Source organism: Burkholderia reimsis, from assembly GCF_003294055.1.
In the GTDB taxonomy this organism is placed as follows: domain Bacteria; phylum Pseudomonadota; class Gammaproteobacteria; order Burkholderiales; family Burkholderiaceae; genus Burkholderia; species Burkholderia cepacia.
Window position 1 is genome coordinate 88,750 of record NZ_QMFZ01000013.1, and the last position, 24,474, is coordinate 113,223.

The 24,474-nt window shown below is 67.6% G+C and carries 23 protein-coding genes; 8 read left to right on the top strand and 15 right to left on the bottom strand.

Translation table 11 applies throughout. From position 1 onward, the window contains the following. Window positions 1-23 precede the first annotated feature (23 nt). Entirely contained in the window at window positions 24-1,184 is a 1,161-nt protein-coding gene (locus DPV79_RS17060; RefSeq protein ID WP_048028541.1) for an NAD-dependent formate dehydrogenase, read from the top strand. A 44-nt stretch (window positions 1,185-1,228) separates the two neighbouring features. Here the strand turns inward: DPV79_RS17060 and DPV79_RS17065 are convergent, their stop codons facing one another. The 5 genes from DPV79_RS17065 to DPV79_RS17090 form a co-directional block, all read right to left on the bottom strand. Next, complete coding sequence (locus DPV79_RS17065; RefSeq protein WP_113046005.1) at window positions 1,229-2,653, bottom strand: aminotransferase-like domain-containing protein; 1,425 nt, start codon at window positions 2,651-2,653, stop codon at window positions 1,229-1,231. Window positions 2,654-3,035: 382 nt separating this feature from the next. Continuing rightward, window positions 3,036-3,290: a hypothetical protein gene (locus DPV79_RS17075; protein WP_113046007.1), complete on the bottom strand. Its 255-nt coding sequence runs from the start codon at window positions 3,288-3,290 to the stop codon at window positions 3,036-3,038. Between the two features lie 34 nt (window positions 3,291-3,324). Further along, the gene (locus DPV79_RS17080) at window positions 3,325-3,780 is read right to left on the bottom strand and encodes a DUF1269 domain-containing protein (RefSeq protein ID WP_048028537.1); all 456 of its coding nucleotides are present in this window, start codon (window positions 3,778-3,780) and stop codon (window positions 3,325-3,327) included. Window positions 3,781-3,910: 130 nt separating this feature from the next. Next, window positions 3,911-4,360, bottom strand: coding sequence for a phosphate-starvation-inducible protein PsiE (locus DPV79_RS17085; RefSeq protein WP_042973791.1), 450 nt, complete (start codon window positions 4,358-4,360; stop codon window positions 3,911-3,913). Further along, entirely contained in the window at window positions 4,357-4,758 is a 402-nt protein-coding gene (locus DPV79_RS17090) for a LysR family transcriptional regulator (protein WP_113046008.1), read from the bottom strand. Before DPV79_RS17090 ends, DPV79_RS17085 begins: the two co-directional genes overlap by 4 nt. 368 nt (window positions 4,759-5,126) lie before the next feature. On the opposite strand from DPV79_RS17090, the gene DPV79_RS17095 reads away from it, so the two are divergent. Then, window positions 5,127-6,188, top strand: coding sequence for a Dyp-type peroxidase (locus DPV79_RS17095; protein ID WP_113046009.1), 1,062 nt, complete (start codon window positions 5,127-5,129; stop codon window positions 6,186-6,188). 176 nt (window positions 6,189-6,364) lie between these two features. Here DPV79_RS17095 and DPV79_RS17100 read toward each other — a convergent pair whose 3' ends face one another. After that, complete coding sequence (locus DPV79_RS17100) at window positions 6,365-6,754, bottom strand: GIY-YIG nuclease family protein (protein ID WP_021157953.1); 390 nt, start codon at window positions 6,752-6,754, stop codon at window positions 6,365-6,367. 439 nt (window positions 6,755-7,193) lie between these two features. On the opposite strand from DPV79_RS17100, the gene DPV79_RS17105 reads away from it, so the two are divergent. The 4 genes from DPV79_RS17105 to DPV79_RS17120 all read left to right on the top strand — a co-directional run bounded on the left by DPV79_RS17105 (window position 7,194) and on the right by DPV79_RS17120 (window position 14,248). Further along, window positions 7,194-8,009 (top strand): family 1 encapsulin nanocompartment shell protein, encoded by an 816-nt coding sequence (locus tag DPV79_RS17105; protein WP_021157952.1) that lies wholly within the window; start codon window positions 7,194-7,196, stop codon window positions 8,007-8,009. A 102-nt stretch (window positions 8,010-8,111) separates the two neighbouring features. Next, window positions 8,112-8,381, top strand: a complete 270-nt coding sequence (locus tag DPV79_RS17110) for a hypothetical protein (RefSeq protein WP_059682427.1) — start codon at window positions 8,112-8,114, stop codon at window positions 8,379-8,381. A gap of 628 nt (window positions 8,382-9,009) precedes the next feature. Beyond that, the gene (locus DPV79_RS17115) at window positions 9,010-11,844 is read left to right on the top strand and encodes an ATP-dependent Clp protease ATP-binding subunit (protein ID WP_113046010.1); all 2,835 of its coding nucleotides are present in this window, start codon (window positions 9,010-9,012) and stop codon (window positions 11,842-11,844) included. 124 nt (window positions 11,845-11,968) lie between these two features. Continuing rightward, window positions 11,969-14,248, top strand: coding sequence for an FdhF/YdeP family oxidoreductase (locus tag DPV79_RS17120; protein ID WP_113046011.1), 2,280 nt, complete (start codon window positions 11,969-11,971; stop codon window positions 14,246-14,248). Window positions 14,249-14,385: 137 nt separating this feature from the next. Here DPV79_RS17120 and DPV79_RS17125 read toward each other — a convergent pair whose 3' ends face one another. Further along, window positions 14,386-15,807, bottom strand: a complete 1,422-nt coding sequence (locus DPV79_RS17125; protein WP_113046012.1) for a purine-cytosine permease family protein — start codon at window positions 15,805-15,807, stop codon at window positions 14,386-14,388. A gap of 402 nt (window positions 15,808-16,209) precedes the next feature. Between DPV79_RS17125 and DPV79_RS17130 the strand changes: the two genes are divergently transcribed. Beyond that, window positions 16,210-17,133, top strand: a complete 924-nt coding sequence (locus DPV79_RS17130) for a LysR substrate-binding domain-containing protein (RefSeq protein WP_059485967.1) — start codon at window positions 16,210-16,212, stop codon at window positions 17,131-17,133. Window positions 17,134-17,191: 58 nt separating this feature from the next. Here the strand turns inward: DPV79_RS17130 and argE are convergent, their stop codons facing one another. The 8 genes from argE to DPV79_RS17170 form a co-directional block, all read right to left on the bottom strand. Beyond that, entirely contained in the window at window positions 17,192-18,355 is a 1,164-nt protein-coding gene (gene argE, locus DPV79_RS17135; protein ID WP_113046013.1) for an acetylornithine deacetylase, read from the bottom strand. Continuing rightward, window positions 18,348-19,025, bottom strand: a complete 678-nt coding sequence (locus tag DPV79_RS17140) for a DUF1028 domain-containing protein (protein ID WP_113046014.1) — start codon at window positions 19,023-19,025, stop codon at window positions 18,348-18,350. Before DPV79_RS17140 ends, argE begins: the two co-directional genes overlap by 8 nt. An 8-nt stretch (window positions 19,026-19,033) precedes the next feature. Beyond that, window positions 19,034-19,471: a RidA family protein gene (locus tag DPV79_RS17145; protein ID WP_021157943.1), complete on the bottom strand. Its 438-nt coding sequence runs from the start codon at window positions 19,469-19,471 to the stop codon at window positions 19,034-19,036. 81 nt (window positions 19,472-19,552) lie between these two features. Then, window positions 19,553-20,893 carry a flavin-containing monooxygenase gene (locus DPV79_RS17150; RefSeq protein WP_113046015.1) on the bottom strand — a complete coding sequence of 447 codons (1,341 nt, stop codon included), beginning with the start codon at window positions 20,891-20,893 and terminating at the stop codon, window positions 19,553-19,555. 227 nt (window positions 20,894-21,120) lie between these two features. Further along, the gene (locus tag DPV79_RS17155) at window positions 21,121-21,567 is read right to left on the bottom strand and encodes a hypothetical protein (protein WP_113046016.1); all 447 of its coding nucleotides are present in this window, start codon (window positions 21,565-21,567) and stop codon (window positions 21,121-21,123) included. Window positions 21,568-21,724: 157 nt separating this feature from the next. Continuing rightward, the gene (locus tag DPV79_RS17160) at window positions 21,725-22,354 is read right to left on the bottom strand and encodes a hypothetical protein (RefSeq protein ID WP_113046017.1); all 630 of its coding nucleotides are present in this window, start codon (window positions 22,352-22,354) and stop codon (window positions 21,725-21,727) included. Between the two features lie 23 nt (window positions 22,355-22,377). Further along, window positions 22,378-22,671, bottom strand: a complete 294-nt coding sequence (locus DPV79_RS17165) for a RebB family R body protein (RefSeq protein ID WP_021157938.1) — start codon at window positions 22,669-22,671, stop codon at window positions 22,378-22,380. Window positions 22,672-22,776: 105 nt separating this feature from the next. Further along, entirely contained in the window at window positions 22,777-23,334 is a 558-nt protein-coding gene (locus DPV79_RS17170; protein WP_027792484.1) for an RNA polymerase sigma factor, read from the bottom strand. A 404-nt stretch (window positions 23,335-23,738) separates the two neighbouring features. Between DPV79_RS17170 and DPV79_RS17175 the strand changes: the two genes are divergently transcribed. Beyond that, window positions 23,739-24,413: a Crp/Fnr family transcriptional regulator gene (locus DPV79_RS17175; protein WP_042973784.1), complete on the top strand. Its 675-nt coding sequence runs from the start codon at window positions 23,739-23,741 to the stop codon at window positions 24,411-24,413. The last annotated feature ends 61 nt before the right edge of the window (window positions 24,414-24,474 follow it).

Below are 24,474 nucleotides of genomic sequence, written 5' to 3' on the forward strand. Positions count from 1 at the left end.
CCCTTCACCAGGAGTGCTACCCGATGGCCACCGTCCTGTGCGTGCTCTACCCCGATCCGGTCGACGGCTACCCGCCGCGCTACGTGCGCGATGCGATTCCGGTCATCACGCGCTACGCGGACGGGCAAACCGCGCCGACGCCGGCCGGCCCGCCCGGCTTCCGGCCCGGCGAACTCGTCGGCTCGGTGTCCGGCGCGCTCGGGTTGCGCGGCTATCTGGAAGCGCACGGCCACACGCTGATCGTCACGAGCGACAAGGACGGCCCCGATTCCGAATTCGAGCGCCGGCTGCCCGAAGCGGACGTGGTGATCTCGCAGCCGTTCTGGCCCGCGTACCTGACGGCCGAACGGATCGCCCGCGCGCCGAAGCTGAAGCTCGCGCTGACGGCCGGCATCGGCTCCGATCACGTCGATCTCGACGCCGCCGCTCGCGCGCATGTCACCGTCGCCGAAGTCACCGGCTCGAACAGCATCAGCGTGGCCGAGCACGTGGTGATGACGACGCTCGCGCTGGTGCGCAACTACTTGCCGTCGCATGCGATCGCGCAGCAAGGCGGCTGGAACATCGCCGATTGCGTGTCGCGCAGCTACGACGTCGAGGGCATGCATTTCGGCACGGTCGGCGCGGGGCGCATCGGGCTCGCCGTGCTGCGCCGGCTGAAGCCGTTCGGCCTGCAGCTGCACTACACGCAGCGCCACCGGCTCGACGCGTCGGTCGAGCAGGAACTCGCGCTCACGTATCACGCCGATGCCGCTTCGCTCGCGAGCGCCGTCGACATCGTCAACCTGCAGATCCCGCTTTACCCGTCGACCGAGCACCTGTTCGACGCGGCGATGATCGCGCGCATGAAGCGCGGCGCGTACCTGATCAACACCGCGCGCGCGAAGCTGGTCGACCGCGATGCGGTCGTGAATGCCGTCACGTCCGGACATCTCGCGGGCTACGGCGGCGACGTGTGGTTTCCCCAGCCGGCGCCGGCCGATCACCCTTGGCGTGCGATGCCGTTCAACGGGATGACCCCGCACATCTCCGGCACGTCGCTGTCCGCGCAGGCACGCTATGCGGCCGGCACGCTGGAGATCCTGCAGTGCTGGTTCGACGGCAAGCCGATCCGCAACGAATACCTGATCGTCGACGGCGGCACGCTCGCGGGAACGGGCGCGCAGTCGTACCGGCTGACGTGACGTGACATGACGCCACGCGCCGCGCCCAACGCGCGGCGGTACGGTCAGTCGACGCAGTAGGCGGCGAGCTTGCCGACGGTCACGACCGCCTGCTCGATCTCCGGCGACCAAGGGCTGCTGTAGTTGAGGCGGATGAAATTCCGGTAGCTGTCCGCGATCGAGAACATGTAGCCGGGCCCGATCGTGATGCCCTGCTCCAGCGCGAGCTGGTACAGCCGCATCGCGTCGACCTGCGCGGGCAACTCGACCCACAGCACGTATCCCCCCGCCGGGCTCGAGATGCGCGTGCCTTCCGGGAAGAACCGCGACACCATCGTGCGCATCAGGTTCGCCTGCTGCGCATACGCCTTGCGAATCCGCCGCAGATGATGCTCGTAGCCGTCGCGTTCGAGAAACTCCGCGATCGCGAGCTGCGGCAACGACGGCGTCGCGAGCGTGTTCAGGAATTTCAGCTTCTCGACCTGCTCGCGATAACGGCCCGGCAGCGCCCAGCCGATCCGGTAGGCGGCCGTCAGGCTCTTCGAGAACGACGCGCAATGCAGCACGATGTCGTGGCGGTCGAACGACTTCAGCGTGCTCGGATGCATGTTGCCGAAGTACAGTTCGTTGTACACACCATTCTCGATGACCGGCAGGTCGGCCTTCGCGGCGAACTCGACCAGTTCGCGCTTGCGTTCGTCGGGCATCTGGAAGCCGAGCGGGTTCTGGAAGTTCGGCATCACCATGCACGCGGCGATCGGTTGCGACTTCGCGATCGCGGCCAGCGCGGCGATGTCGATCCCGTATTCCGGATGCGTGGCCACCTCGATCGCCTTCATCCCCATCCGCTCGATCGCGTGCAGCATCGCGTAGAACGTCGGCGATTCCACCGCGATCGTGTCGCCCGGCTTCGCCACCGCCTGCAGGCACAGGTTGATCGCCTCCGTCGCGCCGACCGTCACGATGATCTCGTTCGGGTCCACCGACATCCCGTTTTCCAGGTAGCGGCGTGCGATCTGCCGGATCAGCCGCGGATGCCCGGGCGGCAATCCGTCCGTCACGCCCCACAGCGACTTGTCGCGGCCGGCCGCATACGCATAGCGGTTCAGCTTCTCGAACGGGAACAGGCTCGGATCCGGGTACGGCGAGCCGAGCGGCACTGCGTCGTCGGTGCCGATCGCGCGCAGCGTCGACAGCACGAGCCGGCTCACGTCCACCGACGACGAGATCGCGATCGGCTTCGACGGCCGCAACTCGCGCACCGGCGCATGGCCGTCGTCGCGCCGCAGGTTCACGAAATAGCCGGACTGCGGGCGGCTTTCGAGCAGCCCGCGGCTTTCCAGCAGCAGATACGCGTGCAGCACGGTCGTGATGCTGATCCGGTGCTGCTGGCTCGCCTGCCGCACCGACGGCACACGATCGCCGTGTCGATATACGCCTTGCCGGATGAGTCTCTCTACGTCGTTTGCAAATTTCTCGTAGAGCTTCATCCGCCTCGCCCCGCCAGCGGTGAACCGGCCTGCACTGCACGGGCGGCATGGCCGCGCCGGTGCACGAAGCCGGATAGCCGTGCCCGGGCGCGGGGGGCCCGGTTCGAACCTCGTCCGTTATCGAAATTGAAGGCGGATAGCAACGCGAATCTCATCAAGACAAGGTTCGGCATCCTACTGCGTCATTTCGACGAATGTAAGTGACAGTTTGGCGAGGAAACGCCAAATCCGGTTGGCGTGGTGAACAGATTCGAACGCGGCGGAACGGCCCGGCGCGGGGCCATTCACCGGGCGCACATGCAGGAGCATGGGCTCGCGTATTGCCGCCGTCCGGCGGGCGGCCATCACGCGAAGCCCGGTCATGCTCGGGCCTCGCGTGCGATCAAGCGTCGTCGACGTTGTCCGCGTAGTGGTCGATCGCGACCTTGCACTCCTCGAACACCACCGTCAGCCACGCGACGTCGTTCGACTCGACCCACTTGCGGATCTGCAGGAATTGCCCGGTGCCGAGATCGGCGACGCGGGCCGGATCGTCGGTCGTCACGTCGACGGTCGCGATCGCGCGCTTGCCGCTGCCGGGCAGCGGCGTCAACGTCGCCGCGATGTCGAAGCGACGGTACGATTGATCGATGCGCATGCGGTTCTCCCGAAGCTGACCGAAAGGAAGCGTCTCAATCGAGCGCCTGGCGGAACACCTTGCCGCCGAATCCCGTCACGACGTTGTCGACCGAGAACGGCGTGTCCTCCTTCGCTTCGAGGATGACCGCGACGCTGCCGGGCACGAGCCGCGCCGCAATCGTCTCGACGAACGTGCCGTCGAGCAGCGCGTTGCCGGCCGCTTCCGCGAGAATGCCGGCCCCCGCGCCGGCCGCCATGCCGGTGACCACGCCGAGCGGCCCGGCGAGCAGCCCGAGCAGTCCGCCTGCGATCGCGCCGATCACGCCGCCCTTGAACGGCCGCGATTCGGCATCGAGCACCGCGAGCTTGCCGGTCGCGTCCTTCTCGACGACGACGCCGTTCTCGATGTGGAATCCCTCATGCTTGTCCGACAGCGCCCCGAAATCGCTCGCGGCCCGACGGGCCGTGTCGACGCTGCCGAACACGGCGACGATCAGTTGCCTGGTCATTCGATACCTCGCCCGGTTGGTTGGTCAGTTTGATCAGTTTGGCCGCTTTGGCCGCTTTGGCCGCTTTGGCCGCATTGGCCGCATTGGCCGCTTACAACCGCCGCGCCGGATGCGGCACGCCACCCGCTCCTCACCGGCGCGCATGCACATCGTCCTCGACATCGTCGACGTCCGCCGGAAAGCGATGCTGGCCGAAACTCAGGATCAGCACGCCCACCGCGAGCAGCACGATTCCGAACGTCGTCATCAGCATCCGCTCGGGGCTGTCGGTCGCCCCGCGCAGGATCAGGTCGCGCGCGAGCGACGTCATCGCAATGAACAGCGGAAACCGCACGGGCAGCCGGCCGAGCCGCAGGTAACGCACGTCCATCGCGAGCACTTCCAGGTACAGGAACATCAGCAGCAGGTCGGTCAGCGACACTTCGCCCGCCAGCACGACCTTCCACGCTTCCTGCGCCATCGCGAAGGCGGTCGCGAGCCCGATCACGATCAGCCCGGCCAGCTCGGCCGCGTGAAGGAAATGGCCGAAGCGGCGGCGAATGCGCTCGGCCGGCGAGCGGGGAACGGTGGTCGTATTCAAGGTGACAGTCGCGTTGAGGAAACTTGAACGGCGCCGGGTGGCGGGAACGCCGCGTCGCGCGCGGCAGCATGCACGGTCCCGCTATCGGGTGCGTCGGGTGCGTCGGCCGCGTCAGGCGCATCCGGCACCGCCGGCGCGTGCGCGCCGGCCGCGCCGATCGCCTGCTCGACCGCGGACAGCGTCCGGCGGCAGCATACGTGGAACGCGACGCCCGCATCGGAGCAGGCCACGTCGTCGTGCTCGCGGCACAGCAGCAGGCGACAGCCGAGATACCGTTCGAGGCAGTCGATCCGTTCGCTCACCTGCGCTTCGTCGAGCCGCAGTTCGGACGCCGCGCCGGACAGGCCGCCACGCTCGACCACCGCGACATACACACGCATCGCTTCCAGCAGGTTCATGATGACGCTCCTCGTCGGCGGGCGCAGCGGAACCTAATCTACTGCACGCGGCACGCACGCTCAAGAGCACAGCGCCGCGCACGCCAGGAGTACAGCTGCGCGTGCGCCGCCCGAAACCCGGCCCTGTTTGACACATTCGCATGACAGTTCGGCGATACGGGTTCCAAAGCCCCGCCGAAGCTGCTAGATTGCTTGCTCGACGACGTTACGCGGTGCGGGCCGGTCACGCGCCGCGCGGCCGGCCGCCACCGCCGCGGCCCGTTGCGCGAGGCACGCGCAACGTCCTTCATCCGCATGACACAAAGAGAACAGTCGCATGACACAGTTCAACCGTTCGCCTTCGCGCGCCACGGCCCGCCCGTCCCGACATGACTGACCGGCAGCCCGCGATGCAGACACCTCGCCCGCTCTCCCAGGCCGTTCACAGCCCGATCACGCGCAGCGCGATCTTCCTCGTGGCGACGATCAATCCCGGCGCCGAGCACGCCGACACGATCCGTTCGTGGTGCGGCGACATCGCCGCGCTCGTGCGCTCGGTCGGCAAGCGCGTGCCGGGCGGCAACCTCACCTGCGTATGCGGCTTCGGCGCCGACGCATGGGACGCGCTGTTCGGCGCCCCGCGCCCCGCCGCGCTGCATCCGTTCCGCGAGTTCGGCGCGGGGCAGCGCGTCGCGGTCGCGACGCCGGGCGACATCCTGCTGCACATCCGCGCGGAAGCGATGGACCTGTGCTTCGAACTCGCGACGCAGCTGCTCGGCGCGCTCGGCGATGCCGTCACGGTGGTCGACGAGGTGCACGGCTTCCGCAATTTCGACCAGCGCGCGATGATCGGCTTCGTCGACGGCACCGAGAACCCGGAAGGCCGCGAGGCGGTCGACTTCACGGTGATCGGCGACGAAGACGCGGAATTCGCGGGCGGCAGCTACGTGATCGTGCAGAAGTACCTGCACGACATGGCCGGCTGGAACGCGCTCGCGGTCGAGACGCAGGAGCGCATCATCGGCCGCACCAAATTGTCGGATATCGAACTCGCGCCGGACGTGAAGCCGTCGTGCTCGCACAGCTCGCTGACCACGCTCGACGAGAACGGCCAGGAAGTGAAGATCCTGCGCGACAACATGCCGTTCGGGCGCCCGGGCGCGGGCGAATTCGGCACCTACTTCATCGGCTACGCGCGCTCGCCGGCGCCGATCGAGCAGATGCTCGAGAACATGTTCGTCGGCCGCCCGCCCGGCAACTACGACCGCCTGCTCGACTACAGCCGCGCGGTCACCGGCTCGCTGTTCTTCGTGCCGTCCGCCGACCTGCTCGAAGCGCTCGCCGATCGCGCGGCGCCGGCCGCCGACGCCGCGCAGCCGGAAGCGTCGCCGTCCGCGCCGCATCGCGACGGTTCGCTGAAAATCGGTTCGCTGAAAGGCATCCCGTCGTAACGCAGGGTACCGATGGCCGTCCGGCGCGCGACCGCGCGCCGGGCGTGTCAGGAACCGCCTCTGTTCAGTCGGCCGGAGCGCGCGTGCAGCGCTGCGCAACAGCCCCCTCCACCGCGCCACCGCTTATGGGCAGTTACGCGCGCAGGCTGGCATTCCCGGCACGCCGCCCACGCGACTCAACCCACCAGAATATAGAGCCAGTTCTTCGGCAACGCCCCGCCCGGGCCGTTGCTGCATGCCAGCAGCCGTTCGCCGGATTGGGGGTGCGTGATGCCGGTACGGAACGTCTCGATGGCCTTGCGCTCCAGACGGTCGAACGCGTTCCCGACCAGGTTGTGCGCTTCGAGATAGATCGGGGCCATCAGCTTGAAGTCAGGCTTGGTGGCGCGATGTTTCGCCAGCCGGGTGTACAGGTCGCTGGTGATGCCGATATAGAACTTGCTGTACTCCGGCTTCGCGGCAAACGCGTTCAATACCTGCCGCAAATGCCCGATCACATCCTCGTGATTGATGACGCCCGTCTTCAGCATGTATTTGTCTTCGGGCGAGACGAGTTGTAATGCCATGAACGACCTCCACTCGTTGTGAAGCATCAATAGGCTGCGTCTATGATTCCTCCGGGCCGGGCTCCGACGACCGCCCAACCCCTGCTGGCAGACACCCGGCTGGATGAATGTTCGTAAGAATGCACGACTCGCGACAGGACGTCGACCGGAATTGATTCCGCACAGCGTCGAACGCGGCCCGGGCGACGGTGCCGCCGGCACGCCCCGGGTATCGCGGCAATCCGGTCGCGGCATTCCGTGTTCGCCCACCTCCACACCGCGCGAATTGCATCACAGTTGCGCGACCGCACGGTGTCGTTTCGATTTGTGCTGCAGCGGTGTCGATCGAGCCTGCTAATATTCATTTTCGTCCGCGATCGGCAGGCTGGCATCACGCACAGCCCGTCAGCCGATCGGCCCGCCATCAAGTGTTTCCGCTGACGTGAGGCAATCCAAATCCATGAATAACCTGCACCGCGAACTCGCCCCGATCTCGTCTTCCGCCTGGGAACAAATCGAGGAGGAAGTGGCACGCACGTTCAAACGATCGGTGGCAGGCCGCCGCGTCGTCGATGTCGACGGCCCCGAAGGCCCCGAGCTGTCGGCCGTCGGCACCGGGCACCTGGTCGCCGTCGACGCGCCGCGCGAGCACGTGAACGCGCGGCTGCGCGAAGTCCGCACGATCGTCGAGCTGACGGTGCCGTTCGAGTTGAGCCGCGATGCGATCGACAGTGTCGAGCGCGGCGCGCGCGATGCCGACTGGCAACCGGCGAAGGACGCCGCGCAGCGGCTCGCGTTCGCCGAAGACAACGCGATCTTCGACGGCTACCGGGCCGCCGGCATCGTCGGCATCCGCGAAGGCACGTCGAACCGCAAGCTCACGCTGCCGGCGGACGTCAGCGCGTATCCCGACGCGATCAGCGATGCGCTCGAGGCGCTCCGCCTGGCCGGCGTCGACGGCCCGTATTCGGTGGTGCTCGGCTCGGATGCGTACACGGCGCTCAGCGAGGCGCGCGACCAGGGTTATCCGGTCCTCGGCCATATCAAACGGATCGTCAGCGGCGAGATCATCTGGGCGCCGGCGATCAGCGGCGGCTGCGTGCTGTCCACGCGTGGCGGCGATTACGAGCTGCATCTCGGGGAAGACGTATCGATCGGCTACACGAGCCATACCGACAAGGTCGTCCGCCTGTACCTGCGCGAAACGTTCACGTTCCTGATGCTGACGAGCGAAGCATCGGTGGCCGTCGCGCCGCAGGGCAACCCAACGGCCTGACCTCGGCTGTCCGCGCGATGCCCGCCGGGCGTCGCGCGCGGCCGGCCGCACCGCCGGCCGCATGTTCGTCGCCGATCGAGCCCACTTTGCATGGAGTGTGTGATGAGCGAGTCGAATGAGGCATTACAGGCGCTGCAGGCGTCGGTCGACCAGTTGAAGCAGGCGGTCGACGCGAACGCGAGCCGCCAGGCCGGCGATACCGCCGTGCTGTTCACCGTCCTGTCGCTGGTCCTGGCCGAGTTGCCGCCCGACACGCGCAACCTGATCGAGGATTCGTTCTCCGTCTGGGCCAATGGCCTGCCGGATGCGGCACTGTCAACCGACGTGAAGCAGATCGCCCGGCAACGGCTCGCGATGACCCTCCCGGACTGACCGCGGCACGCCGCGGTTGCGCCCCGTCCGCGCCGGACCGTGCAACCCGCCTGCTCCTTCGGCCGCCACGCACGCATCGTCCGCGGTGCGTGCGTGGCTGCATCCGGCCGCTCGCCGCACGTCCCCGTTGCAGCGCTTCCATCGCGCCCGACCACCCGCGGCACCCTCCATCCACCTGCAACCGGCGCCCTGCGCGCCCATGTCGCACCGCGCCCCGTTCGCGTGGCGCCCGCCCCGCTTTCCCGTCACCACGCGTTACGCGTGCCGCGCACGCCCGCGCCGCCGTGCATCCGCGCGTCTGTGCTCCTCTTCGCCCGTGCGCGCCCGCATCCGAGGGTGCAATTCGCGGCCGGGCCGGCGTGGAACTGTGTCTTGGATGGCCTCCGCCGATTCGCTATTTTGAACGCAGTCGAAGCGATGCCGTGGGCTCCTCCCGGCACGCACGCCTGCCGTCCTGACCGCGACCGCGCACGACGCCGGCGCGCACTGCGCGACAGCCCGGGCACGGCCCGCGCGCCGCCGTGCCGCCCTGCTTCATGTCGTGCATACGCGGTCGGGCCGCGCAAGCGCCGCACCGCATCGGGACTTCACCCTTCGACCCACTTTCACCGACAGGAGCCAGACCACCATGCCCGCACTTTGCGATATCTGCCACGCCCGGCCGGCCGTCGCGCGCGCAACCGTGATGCAGGACGGCGAGCGCAAGACCATCTCGATCTGCGACTACCACTTCCGTCAGCTGATGCGGCATCAAAGCATGCTGAACCCGTTCGATTCGCTGCTGGGCGGGGGCGGCTCGTCGTCGCTGTTCGGCGGGCTCGGTGACGAATCGCCGCTCGCCGCCGAAGTCCCGCGCGAATCGGTCGACCCGACCGACGCGTTCAGCGAGCAGACGCTGGAACTGCTGCAGCGCGCGGCCGAGAAGGCGCACGAGCTGCGCCGCAGCGAGCTCGATTCCGAACACCTGCTTTACGCGCTCGCGGACACCGACGTGTGCGCCGCGCTGCTGAAGGAACTGAAGCTGTCGCCGCAGGACATCCGGTCGTACATCGACGAGCACGCGCACACCGGCACGGCCGACCCCGATGCGCCGCTCGACAAGCTGTCGATCTCGCCGCGCGTGAAGAAGGCCGTGCAATACGCGTTCCAGGCGTCGCGCGATCTCGGCCATTCGTACATCGGCCCCGAGCACCTGCTGATCGGGCTCGCGTCGGTGCCGGACAGCGTCGCCGGCACGCTGCTGAAGAAATACGGCGTGACGCCCGAGGCGTTGCGCCAGAAAGTCGTGAAGGTGGTCGGCAAGGGTGCCGAGGACGGCCGCGTCGATGCGCCGACCGGCACGCCGAACCTCGACAAGTTCGGCCGCGACCTCACCGCGATCGCGCGCCAGGGCAAGCTCGACCCCGTGCTCGGCCGCGCGCAGGAAATCGAGAGCACGATCGAGGTGCTCGCGCGCCGCAAGAAGAACAACCCGGTGCTGATCGGCGAGCCGGGTGTCGGCAAGACGGCGATCGTCGAAGGGCTCGCGCAGCGGATCGTCAACGGCGACGTGCCCGAGGTGCTGCGCGACAAGCGGCTCGTCGAAGTCAACATCAACTCGATGGTGGCAGGCGCCAAGTATCGCGGCGAGTTCGAGGAGCGCGCGAAGCAGCTGATCGACGAAGTCACGGCGAAGCAGGACGAACTGATCCTGTTCATCGACGAGCTGCATACGATCGTCGGCGCCGGCCAGGGCGGCGGCGAAGGCGGCCTCGACATCGCGAACGTGCTGAAACCCGCGCTCGCGCGCGGCGAACTGAGCCTGATCGGCGCGACGACGCTCAACGAATACCAGAAGTACATCGAGAAGGACGCCGCGCTCGAGCGGCGCTTCCAGCCGGTGTTCGTGCCGGAGCCGAGCGTCGAGCAGACGATCGTGATCCTGCGCGGGCTGCGCGACAGCCTTGAGGCGCATCACCAGGTGACGTTCGCCGACGACGCATTCGTCGCGGCCGCTGAATTCGCCGACCGCTACATCACGTCGCGCTTCCTCCCCGACAAGGCGATCGACCTGATCGACCAGGCCGCCGCACGCGTGCGGATCGGCGCGACGTCGCGCCCGGTCGACATTCAGGAAGGCGAAGCGCAGATCGCGCAACTGAAGCGCGAGCAGGACTACGCGACCTCGCGCAAGCGCTTCGACGAAGCGAAGCAGTTCGAGGAGCAGATCAACGCGAAGCAGAAGGCCGTCGACGAGAAGATGGAGGCGTGGCAGCGCAAGACGGGCTCCGAGACGCTCGAGGTGACGGTCGAATCCGTGGCCGAGGTCGTGTCGCGCCTGACCGGCATCCCCGTGTCCGAACTCACGCAGGAAGAACGCCAGAAGCTGCTGAAGATGGAAGAGCAACTGCGCGAGCGCGTGGTCGGCCAGAGCGACGCGGTGGTGGCCGTCAGCGATGCCGTGCGGCTGTCGCGCGCGGGGCTCGGCCAGACGCACCGGCCGATCGCGACGTTCCTGTTCCTCGGGCCGACGGGCGTCGGCAAGACCGAGCTCGCGAAGGCGCTCGCCGAGACCGTGTTCGGCGACGAGCAGGCGATCATCCGCATCGACATGTCCGAGTACATGGAGCGGCACGCGGTCGCGCGGCTGATCGGCGCGCCGCCCGGCTACGTCGGCTACGACGAAGGCGGCCAGCTCACCGAGCGCGTGCGGCGCCGCCCGTACAGCGTGATCCTGCTCGACGAGATCGAGAAGGCGCACCCGGATGTGTACAACGTGCTGCTGCAGGTGTTCGACGACGGCCGCCTGACCGACGGCAAGGGCCGCGTGGTCGACTTCAGCAACACGATCATCATCGCGACGAGCAACCTCGGCGCCGCGATCATCATGGACAACCTCACGCAGCCGGAAGCCGCGCGCAAGACCGACAAGGCGATCCGCGAGGAACTGATGCAGGTGCTGAAGGGCCATTTCCGCCCCGAGTTCCTGAACCGCATCGACGAGGTGATCGTCTTCCACGCGCTGTCGAAGGAGAACATCCGCTCGATCGTGCAGATCCAGCTCGACCGCGTGGTCCGCACGGCCGCCGCGCAGGACATCACGCTCGTGATGGGCGATTCGCTCGTCGAGCACCTGACCGAAGCCGGCTACCAGCCGGAGTTCGGCGCGCGCGAGCTGAAGCGCCAGATCCGTCAGACCATCGAGACACGGCTCGCCAAGGAGATCCTCGCCGACCGGCTGAAGTCGGGCGACAAGTGCGAGGTCGACTACGACAAGGACAGCGACGAAGTGAAGTTCAACAAGCTCGCCGCGCCTGAAGCGAAGGGAGCGAAAGAGACGAAGGAAGCCGACGGCAAGGTCAAGCCCAACGGCAAGGCCGCCAAGGCAGCAGACGCGAAGCCGGACGACACGCCCGCCGACGCCCCGCCGCCCGCGGCGAAGCCCGGCAAGAAGTCGTCAGGCGCGAAGAAGGACGCCCACTAAAACAACGCATGCCCTGCAACCCGGGGCACGCATGACCGGCTCCGTCCGCCGGACGGAGCCGCCCCACGCCGCGACACGGCGCAACCGAGCCACCCGCACCGGGCCCGGCTATTGGAGATTCACCATGACAAATCGACGCGAAGTGCCAGGCATCAGGAAGTACGACGGGCCCGCCGGCGGTTGGGGCGCGCTTCGCGCGACAGCCGACGCGGTGCGCACCCAGATGGAGACCATCGAGGCGCCGATCGTGCTGATGCGAACCAACCAGCCCGACGGCTTCGACTGCCCCGGCTGTGCGTGGCCCGACAAGGAACACAAGTCGACGTTCCAGTTCTGCGAGAACGGCGCGAAGGCCGTCACGTGGGAAGCGACGACCAAGCGCGTGACGCCCGAGTTCTTCGCCGCGAACACCGTGTCGTCGCTGCTGCGCATGTCGGACTACGAACTGGAGAACATGGGCCGGCTCACGCATCCGCTCGTCTACGATCGCGCGACGGACACGTTCCGCGAGATCGCATGGGACGATGCGTTCGCCCGCATCGGCGAAGTGCTGCGCGCGCTGCCGCCCGAGCAGGTCGAGTTCTACACGTCGGGCCGCGCATCGAACGAAGCCGCGTACCTGTACCAGCTGTTCGCGCGCGAGCTCGGCACCAACAACTTCCCCGACTGCTCGAACATGTGCCACGAGCCGACCAGCGTCGGCCTGCCGCAGTCGATCGGCATCGGCAAGGGCACCGTGTCGCTGGAGGATTTCGACCACTGCGAGCTGATCATCTCGATCGGCCACAACCCCGGCACGAACCACCCGCGGATGATGGGCACGCTGCACGAGTGCTCGCGTCGCAACGTGCCGATCATCGTGTTCAACCCGCTGCGCGAGCGCGCGCTCGAACGCTTCGCGGACCCGCAGGACATGATCGAGATGGCGTCGTTCGGCTCGACGCGGATCGCATCGACGTACTACCAGGTCGATGCCGGCGGCGACGCGGCCGCGCTGAAGGGCATCATGAAGGCGTTGCTGAAGCTCGAAGCCGAGCAAGGCAACGTGCTCGACCGCGATTTCATCGCGCAGCACACCGACGGCTTCGACGCGTTCTCGGCCGACCTCGAAGCCACGTCGTGGGACGACATCGAACGCGCGAGCGGCCTCAGCCAGGCCCAGCTCGAACAGGTCGCGCTCGCGTACGCGAAGTCGAACGCGACGATCATCACGTACGGGATGGGCGTCACGCAGCACAACAAGGGCACCGCAACCGTGCGCCTGATCGCCGACCTGCTGCTGATGCGCGGCAACATCGGCAAGCCTGGCGCCGGCGTGTGCCCGCTGCGCGGCCATTCGAACGTGCAGGGCAACCGCACGGTCGGCATCACCGAGAAGCCGTCGGCCGAGTTCCTGAAGAAGATCGAGGACGTGTGCGGCTTCACGCCGCCCGCGCATCACGGGCACGACGCGGTGCAGGCGATGCAGGCGATGATCGACGGCACCGCGAAGGCGCTGCTGTGCCTCGGCGGCAACTTCGCGGTCGCGCTGCCCGATCCGGAACAGTCGTTCCCGGCGATGGCGAAGCTCGACCTGAGCGTGCATCTCGGCACGAAGCTGAACCGCTCGCACCTGCTGGTCGCGAAGGAAACCTTCATCCTGCCGGTGCTCGGCCGCACCGAACTCGACATGCAGGCCACCGGCCGCCAGTCGATCACCGTCGAGGATTCGATGTCGATGGTCCACGCGTCGGCCGGCAAGCTCAAGCCGGCGTCCGACCAGCTGCGCTCGGAGCCCGCGATCGTCGCGGGAATCGCGCATGCGACGCTGCCGAACAGCAAGGTCGCATGGCTCGACCTGATCGCCGACTACGACCGCATCCGCGACCTGATCGACCGCACGGTGGACGGCTTCGAGGCGTTCAACGAGCGCATCCGCACGCCGGGCGGTTTCCGGCTGCCGCTGCCGCCCACCCAGCGCGTGTGGCCGACGCCGACCGGCAAGGCGATGTTCTCGGTCTACAAGGGCGTGAAGGAGGATGCCGACGTGCTCGGCGGCGAGCAGGTGCTGCGGCTCATCACGCTGCGCAGCCACGACCAGTACAACACGACGATCTACGGGCTCGACGATCGTTATCGCGGCGTGTTCGGGCGTCGCGACGTGCTGTTCATGAACCCGGCCGATCTCGCGAAGTACGGGCTCGAACACGGCGACCTCGTCGACATCGAGACGATCACCGCCTCGGGCCGCACGCTGCGTCTCGAGAAGATCACCGCGATCGAGTACGACATCGCGCCGGGTTCGGTCGGCGCGTACTACCCGGAAGCGAACGTGCTCGTGCCGCTCGACTACATCGACAAGGAAAGCGGCACGCCGTCGTACAAGTCGGTGCCGGTGCGGGTGGCGCGCTCGGCGGTGGTCTGATCCGCGGGCAGGCAGGTTCGCGTCGCGGCACGCCGCGTGCCTGAACCCGCCTGCCGCCCCGCTCCCGCCTTTCCCGGCCGCCGCATCGCAACCGATGCGGCGGCATTTTCATTTCATCGCGCCGAACGACGCCCGGTTTACCGCGCCGCCGTCGGCGGCATCGTCGCCCCCGTCTGCCGGCGCCGATACGCGCTGTCGCGCGTCGCGAGCCAGTAGTACAGCGGCGACGTCAGCGCGAGCCCCACGAGCCACGACAGGTCCGCGCCGCCGAGATGCGCGGGAATCGGGCCCGCATACATCGGCGTGTTCATGAACGGGATCTGCACGAGGATGCCGATCGCATACGCGAGCAGCGCCTGCGGGTTGAAGCGGCCGTAGATCCCGCCGTCGGCCATGAAGATCGACTGGATGTCGTACTTGCCCTTGTGGATCACGTAGAAGTCGATCAGGTTGATCGCGGTCCACGGCACCAGCACGACGAGCAGCGCGAGCACGAGATCGACGAGGTTGCCGACGAAGTTCGTCGACGCGCCGATCGCCGCGTAGCAGCACGCGACGAAGATCACGACCGACACCACGGCGCGCGCCTTCGCGGTCGGAATCCATTTGTACGCGAACGTCTGCACCGACGTGATCACCGCGAGCACCGCGCCGTACAGGTTCAGCGCGTTGTGGCTGATCACGCTCAGCAGGAACAGCACGAGCATCAGCGGGCCGAGCGGGCCGGTCGCCTGCTTGACCGCATCCATCGTGTCGGCGCCGGCCGGCACCGCGAGCACCGCGACCGCGCCGAAGATGAACGCGAGCGTCGAGCCGATCGTGCAGCCGAGGTAGGTCGCCCAGAACGTCGACGCCACGCCGACGTTTTCCGGCAGATAGCGCGAATAGTCCGACACGTACGGTGCGAACGCGATCTGCCACAACGCCGACAGCGACACCGTCGCGAGCCAGCCCGCGAAGTCGAAGCCGCCGCGCGTCAGGAAATCGTCGGTCGTCACGTGCGCGAGGATCATCCAGAAGCCGACGACGATGCCGATGCCGAGCACCCACGTGCCGATCCGGTTCAGGATGTGGATGAACCGGTATCCGACGATCCCGATCAGCCCCGAACCCACCGCGCCGATCACGATGCCGACGGGCACCGGCACCGACGCCGCGATGCCGTGCACCGACTTGCCGGCGAGCACGATGTTCGACGCGAAGAAGCCGACGTACATCACGGCCGCGATCACGGTCACGAGCAGCGCACCCCACGAGCCGAACTGCGCGCGGCTCTGGATCATCTGCGGGATGCCCATCTGCGGCCCCTGCGCCGAATGCAGCGCCATCAGCACGCCGCCCACCGCCTGGCCGACGACGATCGCGACGATGCCCCATAGCAGGTTCAGGTGGAACATCTGCACGCCGAGCGCGCCGGTCACGATCGGCAGCGGCGCGATGTTGCCGCCGAACCAGAGCGTGAACAGGTCGCGCACCTTGCCGTGGCGCTCGGCGGGCGGCACGTAGCCGATCGTGTGCTTCTCTATCATCGGGGACGCATTGCGTTCCGCGTTCGTCATGGTGAAGTCTCCTGTCCTGCGCGGCGATGCGCGCGTGCCGTGTCAGCCGGCGCGCGTCGGGGTGCGCGCCTGCAATCGGGTCCGGATACGCGAACGACGACGCACCGCGTGCACGCGCGGCGGAGTCGAACGCAGCGGACGAACCGCTCGCGGGGACGGATGACATGCCCCGCCGGCGCGTGTGCGGCCGCTTCGTGATCGTGGTGATCGTCGCGATCCAGGTTGGAGACGATGGTGCGCCACGGGTATCGCGACCGGAAAATACTAAAAATATTTCCGGGACATACGAAAAAGCTCTGCAGCGGAAATTCCGGCGCCGGGGCCTTTCAGGTAAGGTGCTACGCACAACCATGGACAGATTGCGCCCGGGCGGCACGCCGGGGCCGTGCATCAGAGGTGCGTGTGGCTCACTACACTTTGCGGCAACTGAAATACTTCGTGACGACGGTGGAATCCGGCAGCGTGGCCGAGGCCTCGCGCCAGCTCTTCATCGCGCAGCCGTCGATCTCCAGCGCGATCAAGGGGCTGGAAGAAAGCTTCGGCGTGAAGCTGTTCATTCGTCATCATGCGCAGGGCGTATCGCTGACGCCGGGCGGCACGCGCTTCTACCGGAAAGCGCAGGAGCTGCTGCGCATCGCGCACGAATTCGAACAGAACGCGCTCGCCGACAACGACGTGATCACCGGGCAGATCGACATCGGCTGCTTCGAGACGGTCGCGCCGCTCTACCTGCCGCAACTGATCGCGGGCTTTCGCGAGCGCTACCCGGGCGTGAACATCCGGCTGCGCGACGGCGACCAGCAGGAACTCGTGCAGGGCCTGACGTCCGGCACGTTCGATCTCGCGCTCATGTACGACCACGATCTCGACGGCACGATCGAGACCGAGCCGCTGATGCCGCCGCAGCAGCCGTACGTGCTGCTGCCGGAGAACCACCGGTTCGCGGGCCAGGCACACGTGTCGTTGCGCGACCTCTGCGTCGAGCCGATGATCCTGCTCGACGTGCAGCCGAGCCGCACGTATTTCGTCAGCCTCTTTCACGAACTCGGGCTGACGCCGAACATCGTGTTCGGGTCGCCGTCGATCGAGATGGTGCGCGGGATGGTCGGCCAGGGGTTCGGCTTCTCGCTGCTCGTCACGCGCCCGCATTCCGAATACACATACGACGGCCAGCGGGTCGTGACGATCGGCCTCAGCGAAACGGTGAGCCCGTCGGGGCTCGTGAGCGCGCGGTTGAAGCGCGGCCAGCTCACGAAGCAGGCGCAGTCGTTCGTCGACTTCTGCCGCGAGCGGCTCGCGCAGATCGTCGCGGAAACGGCGAGATAAGACGCGCAAACACGCCCGCACCGCGCGAGGCGGTGCGGGCGTGTTTGCAGTGACGACTTCAGGCGGCCGACGACAGATACGCAGCCAGACGACTCAGCATCGCGTCGCACCCATGCAGCTGGTCGAGCGTGACGAACTCGTCGGGCTTGTGCCCCTGGTCCATGCTGCCGGGCCCGCACACCACGGCCGGAATCCCGGCCTGCCCGAACAGCCCGCCCTCGGTGCCGAATGCGACCGTGCCGAACGCATCGGAACCGCTCAGCATCGCGAGCAGGCGCGCGGCCTCGCTGTCCGGCGCAGTGGCCAGCCCCGGATACGCGCCCAGCGGCTGCAATCGAATGTCGGTGTCGGGCCGCACCGCACGCATTCGCGGCAACAGTTCGGATTCCGCATAGTCCTGCAGCTTGCGCGGCACGTCGTGCGCGTCGAAATCCGGCAGCGCACGCACCTCGAAGTCGAACTCGCATTCGGCCGGCACGATGTTCAGCGCGCGGCCGCCCTTGATCAACCCCGTCTGCACGGTCGAGAACGGCGGATCGAAACGGCCGTCGTGCCGTTCGGGCCGCGCGAGCGCCGCGCCGATCTCGCCGAGCCGGCCGATCAGCTTCGCCGCATAGTCGATCGCGTTGACGCCCGACGGCGCATACGCCGAATGGCACGCGGCCCCCTTCACGTGGCAGCGCATCGCGAGCTTGCCCTTGTGGCCGAGCACCGGCTTCAGCTCGGTCGGCTCGCCGATCAGGCACAGGCGCGGCCGGTGCGGGCGTGCGGCCAGTGCGTCGAGCATCGGCCGCACGCCGAGGCAGCCGACTTCCTCGTCGTACGAGAACGCGAGATGCACGGGCACGCGTAGCGGCCGCGCGACGAACGCCGGCACGGCCGCGAGCGCCGACGCAATGAAGCCCTTCATGTCGGCCGTGCCGCGCCCGTACAGGCGGCCGTCGCGCTCGGTCAGCCGGAACGGCTCGACCGTCCACGCCTGCCCGTCGACCGGCACCACGTCGGTATGGCCCGACAGCGCGATGCCGCCGCGATCGCGCGGCCCGATCGTCGCGTACAGGCTCGCCTTCGTCCGTTCCGCGTTGTAGAACAGTTCGCTCTCGACGCCAAAGCCCGCGAGATAGTCGCGGATGAAACCGATCATCTCGAGATTCGAATCGCGGCTGACCGTCGCGAAACCGATCAGCCGCTCGAGCAACGCGCGGCTCGACGTGTCATTCATCGCCCGGTACTCCGTAGCTCGGCGCGGCGGTCGGGTTCAGCGCGCGCGCCTGGTAGTCCTGCATCTGCGGCCGATACGCCCGCCACAGCGCATCGAGCTGCCCGACCGGATCGGCTTCGGCCCAGTCGACGCGCAGGTCGACGATCGGCCAGGTCACGTCGCCGGCCACCTTCAGCGCGGCCGAGTGCACCGGCCCCGCCTCGCCGCCGGCCGCGATCGCCGCGTGCATCGCGGCGAGCAGGCGATCGGCGAGCAGGCCGGGTGCCTGCTCGAAGGCGCGCGCCATCGCGTCGATCACGTCCGGCGAAGCCAGCAGGTTGCCGGCCGCCACGCACTGTTCGCCGCGCACCGCGTGATGCGTGCCGAGCGCTTCCTTGCCGGTGAAACACGCCGCCTGCCCCTGCCCGTCGATCACCGTGACCTGCCGGTACTGGCTCCAGCCGTTCGCGCTGAGCGCGCGGTCGAGCGCCGCGGCGGGCGCGAGCTGTTCGTGCTCGATCAGGTCGAGGATCTGCGGGCCGAGCGCCGGCAGCGTGATGTTCTGCGTCGCGACGGCGCCGACGCCCGCACGCACCCACGGGCAGCGCGCGCCCACCGCGATGCTCGACGAGCTGATCGCGATGCCGAGCTGGCCCGTCTCCGGGCAGCGCCCCACGATGGAAAAAGTCATGTCGCCTCCTATGCGCGGTTCGGCTGCCAGTTGTCCGGAATCACGGCGATCACGTCGATTTCCATCAGCCACTGCGGCTGGCCGAGCGCGGACACGACGAGCCCCGTCGAGATCGGATACACGCCCTTCAGCCACTTGCCGACTTCCTGGTACACCGGCTCGCGATAACGCGGGTCGATCAGGTAGGTCGTCGTCTTCACGATGTGCGTGAGGTCGCTGCCGGCTTCCTCCAGCAACTGCCTGACGTTCTTCATCGCCTGCTCGGCCTGCGCGCGCGGGTCGCCGAGGCCGACCAGGTTGCCGTCGAAGTCGGTGCCGACCTGGCCGCGCACGTAGACGGTGTTGCCGGCCCGCACGGCCTGGCACAGGTCGTTGTCGAGCGTCTGGTTCGGGTAGGTATCCTTCGTGTTGAACATGCGGATACGGGTATGGGTCGGTTGGCTCATCGAAATCCTTCAGTCGTCAGGGGGCACGCCGCCGCACCGGGCGCGAACACCATCGCGGTACGGCAGGCAGCATGGGGTCGGTCAGTTGACCGCGTCGGCGAGCGGCCGCGCGTCGGCCTGCGACGCGGCGCCGCCCGGCTCCGGACGCGATGCCGAGCGGCGCTGCGATGCGTCGTGGTATTCGAGGTAGGTGCGCTGCGTCGCGATGTGATCGGCGATGTGCCGCGCGTCGTGCCACACGCCCCAGATGAAGCTGGAGCCGCGCCGCGACAGCCATGGCAGCCCGAGGAAATAGATGCCCGGCTCCTTCGACACGCCGCGCTGGTGCTGCGGCTTGCCGTTCGCGTCGAACGCATCGACCTTCAGCCAGCCGTAGTCGACCGCATATCCCGTCGCCCAGACGATCGACGTGACGCCCGCGCCGGGGAGATCGAGCGCGAGGATCGGGTGCGCGACGCAGTCGGGGTTCGGCAGGATGTGGCGGGCGTCGGGTTCGGCCGGCAGGTCGAGGCCGTTGCGGGCCGCATAGGCGTCGGCCGCGTCGAGCAGCGACAGGTAGTTCTCGTCGCCGCGCGCGAGATTGATCGCGAGGTCGCGCTCGAACGTCGCCACGCCGCCGCTGAACGACTTCGTCAGCCCGACGAGCGTCACGCCCTGGTTCGCGAGCTTGCGGAAATCGACCGTATGGCCGCCGCGCGCGCCGCTCACCGCGATCGTCACGTGTTCGCGGCCGGGCGTCGCGACTTCCTTGTCCCATTCGCCGAGCACGCCGAGCCACCAGCAGAAGTCGCGGCCGCGATACGCGCGCGGCGGGCGGTCGTGCGGGCCCACCGACAGGTAGACCCGGCGGCCCGCGCGCTGCAGCTCGTCGGCGATCTGCACGCCCGACGAACCCGCGCCGACCACGAGCACCGCGCCGTCCGGGAGCTGGCCCGGGTTGCGGTAGTCGGCGGAATGAAGCTGCACGAGGCGCGCATCGTCCGGTGCGATCGGCGGAATCACCGGGCGCTGGAACGGCCCCGTCGCGACGACCACGCGGTTCGCCTCGATCGTGCCGTCGGAGGTCTCGACGACGAAACCCGGCTTGCCCGTATTGCGCACGACCCGCTTCACCTCGACGCCGGTGCGGATCGGCGCGTCGAACTTGCGCGCATACGCTTCGAAGTAGTCCGCGACCTGGTCTTTCGACGCGAATGCGTCGGGGTCGAGGCCGTCGAATTCGAGCCCCGGGAAGCGGTCGTGCCACGCGGGGCCGTTCGCGACCAGCGAATCCCAGCGCCCCGTGCGCCAGCGTTCGGCGATGCGGCTGCGCTCCAGCACGAGATGCGGCACGCCCAGCTTGCCCAGGTGCTCGCTCATGGCCACGCCGGCCTGACCGGCGCCGACGACGAGCGTATCGATTGAGGTTGTTTCGACTGCCACGGCTGTCTCCTTCTGAAGTGCGGCTCGGCGCGACGCGCGTGCTGTCGCTCGAGCTGGAATGGAGACATTCTGCTGACACGCCGCTTGCGGCGAAATGATGATTTTTGTTGGTGTTGATGAGCAAAAAGCTGGGGGGCGCGCGGGCGGCGAGCGGCACGGGACGACACGCCCGTGTTGCACCGGTGCCCGCCCGGACGGCGGGCGCCGGCTTCAACCGGTCGCGCCGGCTACGCGTTCGTCCATGGGCCGGCGCCCTGCCGATACTGGATCACGCCGCCGTTGATCCGCACCCGCAGGTTGCCGTCCGGCAACGGCACCCAGTTCTGCATGTCGAGGCTCAGCATCAGCGCGGCGAAGAAATCCCGCAGCTGTTGCGACTCGCTGGCCTGCCAGAGATCGATGCGCCCGAGGCAGGTACGCAGGTCGCCGCTCTGCTGCATGATCGTCTCGACCTGCCCGGCCACGTTCGCCGACGGGTCGTACACCTTCGTACCGTCGTCGCTGACGATCGACAGATGGATCGCGCGCACCGACGCCGGCTGGCCCGGCGTCTGCTCGACGAGCGCGATGCAGCTCGTCATCGCGCCGAAATCGATTTCCGCCGCGTCTCCCCAGATGCGCTCGCCAACCACCAGCGGCGCGGGACCTTGTACGTTCTGAATGTCGTAGGGCATGGGTTCCTCACTTGACTCGATGGGACTGCCGGTGGCGGGGCCGCGACGTGTCCGCGAAAGCGGACACGCGTCGTTCCCGCCGCTCACATCCCGCGGCGGGCCTGACGGCCCGGCGGGTCGTGTCGATTGATTCCTGGTCGCCGCGCGCGGTCGCGCGCTACGCACCCTTCTTGTCCAGCAGCGCCTGATACCGCTGCAGGCTCTCGTCGATCTTGTCGAGCGCGATGCTCGCGGCCTCGCCTTCGATCGCCTCCGCGGCACCCGCGACGACCGCCGCCGTCGCGACGAACAGGTCGGTCAACAGCAGGCCCACCGCATCCATCGCCATCCCGCGCACGTTCTCGTCGATGGTCTTCTGCGCCAGGTCCTTCATCAGCACGCTCTTGCCCGCGATCGCCAGCGACGTCGACGCCTCGAAGTAGTTGGCCGCCGCCTGCGCGACCATCCCGCCCGCCTGCGTGATCATCATGTTCGGGCCGACGGCGATCTGCGTCGTCGCGTAGGACGCCGCCTCCGCGTTGATCGCCTGCACGGTCTGCAGCGCAGAACCGCCGCCCCCGGCCGGACCGGCGACCTGGTTCGGCACCTTCAGCGCATCGGTGAGCCTGCGCAGCCGGTTGACCGGCCATGCGCGCGCGCCGGCCTTCGGCGCCGCGACGGGCGGCGCGACATCGGCGGGTGTCGTTGCGTCGGCCGGCGTCGTTGCGCCTGCTGCCGCGGACGCGCCATCGTGCGGCGCCTGCGGCGCACCGTCGCCGCGCCCGCCCAAAAGGCCTTTCATGTTCATGGTTCAGGTATCCCGAGAGTCGACTAATGCGTGGAACCCGTCTGCGGCCCGGCCGCCGGAGCTTGCGCCGCGCCGCCCGATGCCGGCTTCGGCGACGCTTCGACGGACAGGATCATGGCCACCGCCTTCGACACGACGGCGTTCGAAATCTGGTTCAGCGCCGCCTGCTGCTGCGTCATGTTCTGCGCCGAGATGCCGACGGCCTGGCTGAACATCTGGTAAAGCATGCCCAGCGCCTGGGCCGGGGATCCCGCGACGACGTTGACATTGGTCTGCGTCAGCGCGTCGGTAACCTGCTCATTGACTTTGTCTGCCACGAGGCCTCCTCGGATCTCGGCTCCGGCATGCGATTGAAGGAACGGCGGGCCATCGACGCCGCGCATGCCGTTAGGAACGCTGCATGCTCGCGTTCGTGAACGCGCTCACGCGAGTTCCTCGCGCAATTTCCGGCGCAGCAGCTCGACACGCTTCCTGGCCAGCGGCTCGTTGATCCCGAGCGTCGCCGCGATGTGCAGATAGGGCCGGTCCTCCTCGAACTTCAGCGTGAACAGCATCTGCTGCTGCGAGGAGAGCGTGGACAACACCTGCTCGAGACGCAGCAGCTGTTGCCGGAGCAGTAGTTGCTGCTCCACCGACGGCGCGTGGCCGGCCAGCTCGACGGTGTGATCGTCGTCCCAGCCCGGATCGAATTCGAGCATGCCGCTTTCGCGCACACGGCGGCGCGCGCCGTCGAGGAACGCGTGGTTCAGCGCCAGAAAGAGAAAGCCGGCCAGGTTCCGGACGCGCTCGGGCGAACGTTGCAGGTAGATGTGGACCTTGAGCGCGGTATCGGAGAGCAGTTCGTCGGCGCGGTGGATATCGCCCTTGCACAACAGGCGCGCGCGCCGCCGCAATTTCCCCTGCATTTCCCGCCACGTGTGATCGAGCTGCTGCGCCGGTGACTCAGGCGTCGAAACAGCGTGCTGGTTCGAGGTTGTCATCCCGTGCCTTCCTTTTTTATGGAAAACACAGAATCGATTCGGTGCCGGGAATGGCGCTGTTACCCGCGTAACACCGTTTTAAAGATAATCGCTTCGTGTAAATTTTCTTGATTATTGTGAACGGAAACTTTAATTCCCCGGCATCTCCTCATCCGTCGTTTCGGGCGCGCCGCCGAGCGTAACCAATGGCATTTCGATGAAAAATGGCGACTGCCGCCGCGATGCGATTACGCCGGCACGCTGCTGTCGATGTCGGTCGACCAAAGGTCCCTGGCGCCGAAGCAAAACCATATCGGGATCACTTTCCCATTATCTGGTTATTTTCATCATTCATTTTCACGTAATGCCAAAGGCAGCGTTTTTCGCTAGGTGGCCGCATCGTCAAACAACCTTGCACGGAAAACATGCCTGCCCTCGTCAACGGTCGAACGCTGTGCAATATCCCGATACTCGCCGATCTTCCGGAAAGCCTGCTCGCTCACATCGAGCGGCATCTCGCGCCCTGGCCCGAACACGGCAATCGCCTGTTGTTCTTCAAGGGCGATCCGGGCGATTTCGTCGCCTTCGTGCACTGCGGCCGCGTGTACAAGACGCTGCACGAACCCGGCGGACGCGAACTCATTCTCGGCCACTCGTTGCCGGGTGAACTCATCGGCGAAAACACGCTGGTTCGCGCCCACCGGCGCAGCTTCACCGCGCAGTTGAGCCCCGACTGCCGTGTGTCGCTGCTGCATCGCCAGTACTTCGCGCCGCTGCTGGCCAACGCGGATTTCATGGAGCGCATCCACGAGCAGCTGTGCCGGCACGTCCACCAGCTGAGCGACTTCGTCGAATCGACGTGCCTGTACCGGCTCGAAGCCAGGCTCGCGCGCCATCTGCTGAACCGCATGCAAGGGAACGATCTCGAGGTGCGGCTGCCGGAGAGCCAGAGCATCCTCGCCGCGATGCTCAACGTCAGCCGCCCGCGACTGAACAGCAGCCTGCAGAAGATGCAGCGCGACGGCCTGATCCGGCTTCACGCGCACGGCGTGACGATCGAGAAGCCGGAGCAGCTGCGGACCATCGTCAACGCCAATTGACGCGCCAGGCGCATGCGCCGCGACGCGCCGCGGCGGCAGGAGGTCGCGCGCGCCGGGTTGC

Bases quoted from the DNA above. Each gene is read 5' to 3' on its own strand.
- DPV79_RS17065 (WP_113046005.1), bottom strand. From the start codon at position 2,653: ATGAAGCTCTACGAGAAATTTGCAAACGACGTAGAGAGACTCATCCGG.
- DPV79_RS17140 (WP_113046014.1), bottom strand. From the start codon at position 19,025: ATGACTTTTTCCATCGTGGGGCGCTGCCCGGAGACGGGCCAGCTCGGC.
- DPV79_RS17060 (WP_048028541.1), top strand. From the start codon at position 24: ATGGCCACCGTCCTGTGCGTGCTCTACCCCGATCCGGTCGACGGCTAC.
- DPV79_RS17155 (WP_113046016.1), bottom strand. From the start codon at position 21,567: ATGCCCTACGACATTCAGAACGTACAAGGTCCCGCGCCGCTGGTGGTT.
- DPV79_RS17080 (WP_048028537.1), bottom strand. From the start codon at position 3,780: ATGACCAGGCAACTGATCGTCGCCGTGTTCGGCAGCGTCGACACGGCC.
- DPV79_RS17125 (WP_113046012.1), bottom strand. From the start codon at position 15,807: ATGACGAACGCGGAACGCAATGCGTCCCCGATGATAGAGAAGCACACG.
- argE (WP_113046013.1), bottom strand. From the start codon at position 18,355: ATGAATGACACGTCGAGCCGCGCGTTGCTCGAGCGGCTGATCGGTTTC.
- DPV79_RS17115 (WP_113046010.1), top strand. From the start codon at position 9,010: ATGCCCGCACTTTGCGATATCTGCCACGCCCGGCCGGCCGTCGCGCGC.
- DPV79_RS17075 (WP_113046007.1), bottom strand. From the start codon at position 3,290: ATGCGCATCGATCAATCGTACCGTCGCTTCGACATCGCGGCGACGTTG.
- DPV79_RS17105 (WP_021157952.1), top strand. From the start codon at position 7,194: ATGAATAACCTGCACCGCGAACTCGCCCCGATCTCGTCTTCCGCCTGG.
- DPV79_RS17110 (WP_059682427.1), top strand. From the start codon at position 8,112: ATGAGCGAGTCGAATGAGGCATTACAGGCGCTGCAGGCGTCGGTCGAC.
- DPV79_RS17095 (WP_113046009.1), top strand. From the start codon at position 5,127: ATGACTGACCGGCAGCCCGCGATGCAGACACCTCGCCCGCTCTCCCAG.
- DPV79_RS17145 (WP_021157943.1), bottom strand. From the start codon at position 19,471: ATGAGCCAACCGACCCATACCCGTATCCGCATGTTCAACACGAAGGAT.
- DPV79_RS17100 (WP_021157953.1), bottom strand. From the start codon at position 6,754: ATGGCATTACAACTCGTCTCGCCCGAAGACAAATACATGCTGAAGACG.
- DPV79_RS17160 (WP_113046017.1), bottom strand. From the start codon at position 22,354: ATGAACATGAAAGGCCTTTTGGGCGGGCGCGGCGACGGTGCGCCGCAG.
- DPV79_RS17120 (WP_113046011.1), top strand. From the start codon at position 11,969: ATGACAAATCGACGCGAAGTGCCAGGCATCAGGAAGTACGACGGGCCC.
- DPV79_RS17090 (WP_113046008.1), bottom strand. From the start codon at position 4,758: ATGAACCTGCTGGAAGCGATGCGTGTGTATGTCGCGGTGGTCGAGCGT.
- DPV79_RS17175 (WP_042973784.1), top strand. From the start codon at position 23,739: ATGCCTGCCCTCGTCAACGGTCGAACGCTGTGCAATATCCCGATACTC.
- DPV79_RS17170 (WP_027792484.1), bottom strand. From the start codon at position 23,334: ATGACAACCTCGAACCAGCACGCTGTTTCGACGCCTGAGTCACCGGCG.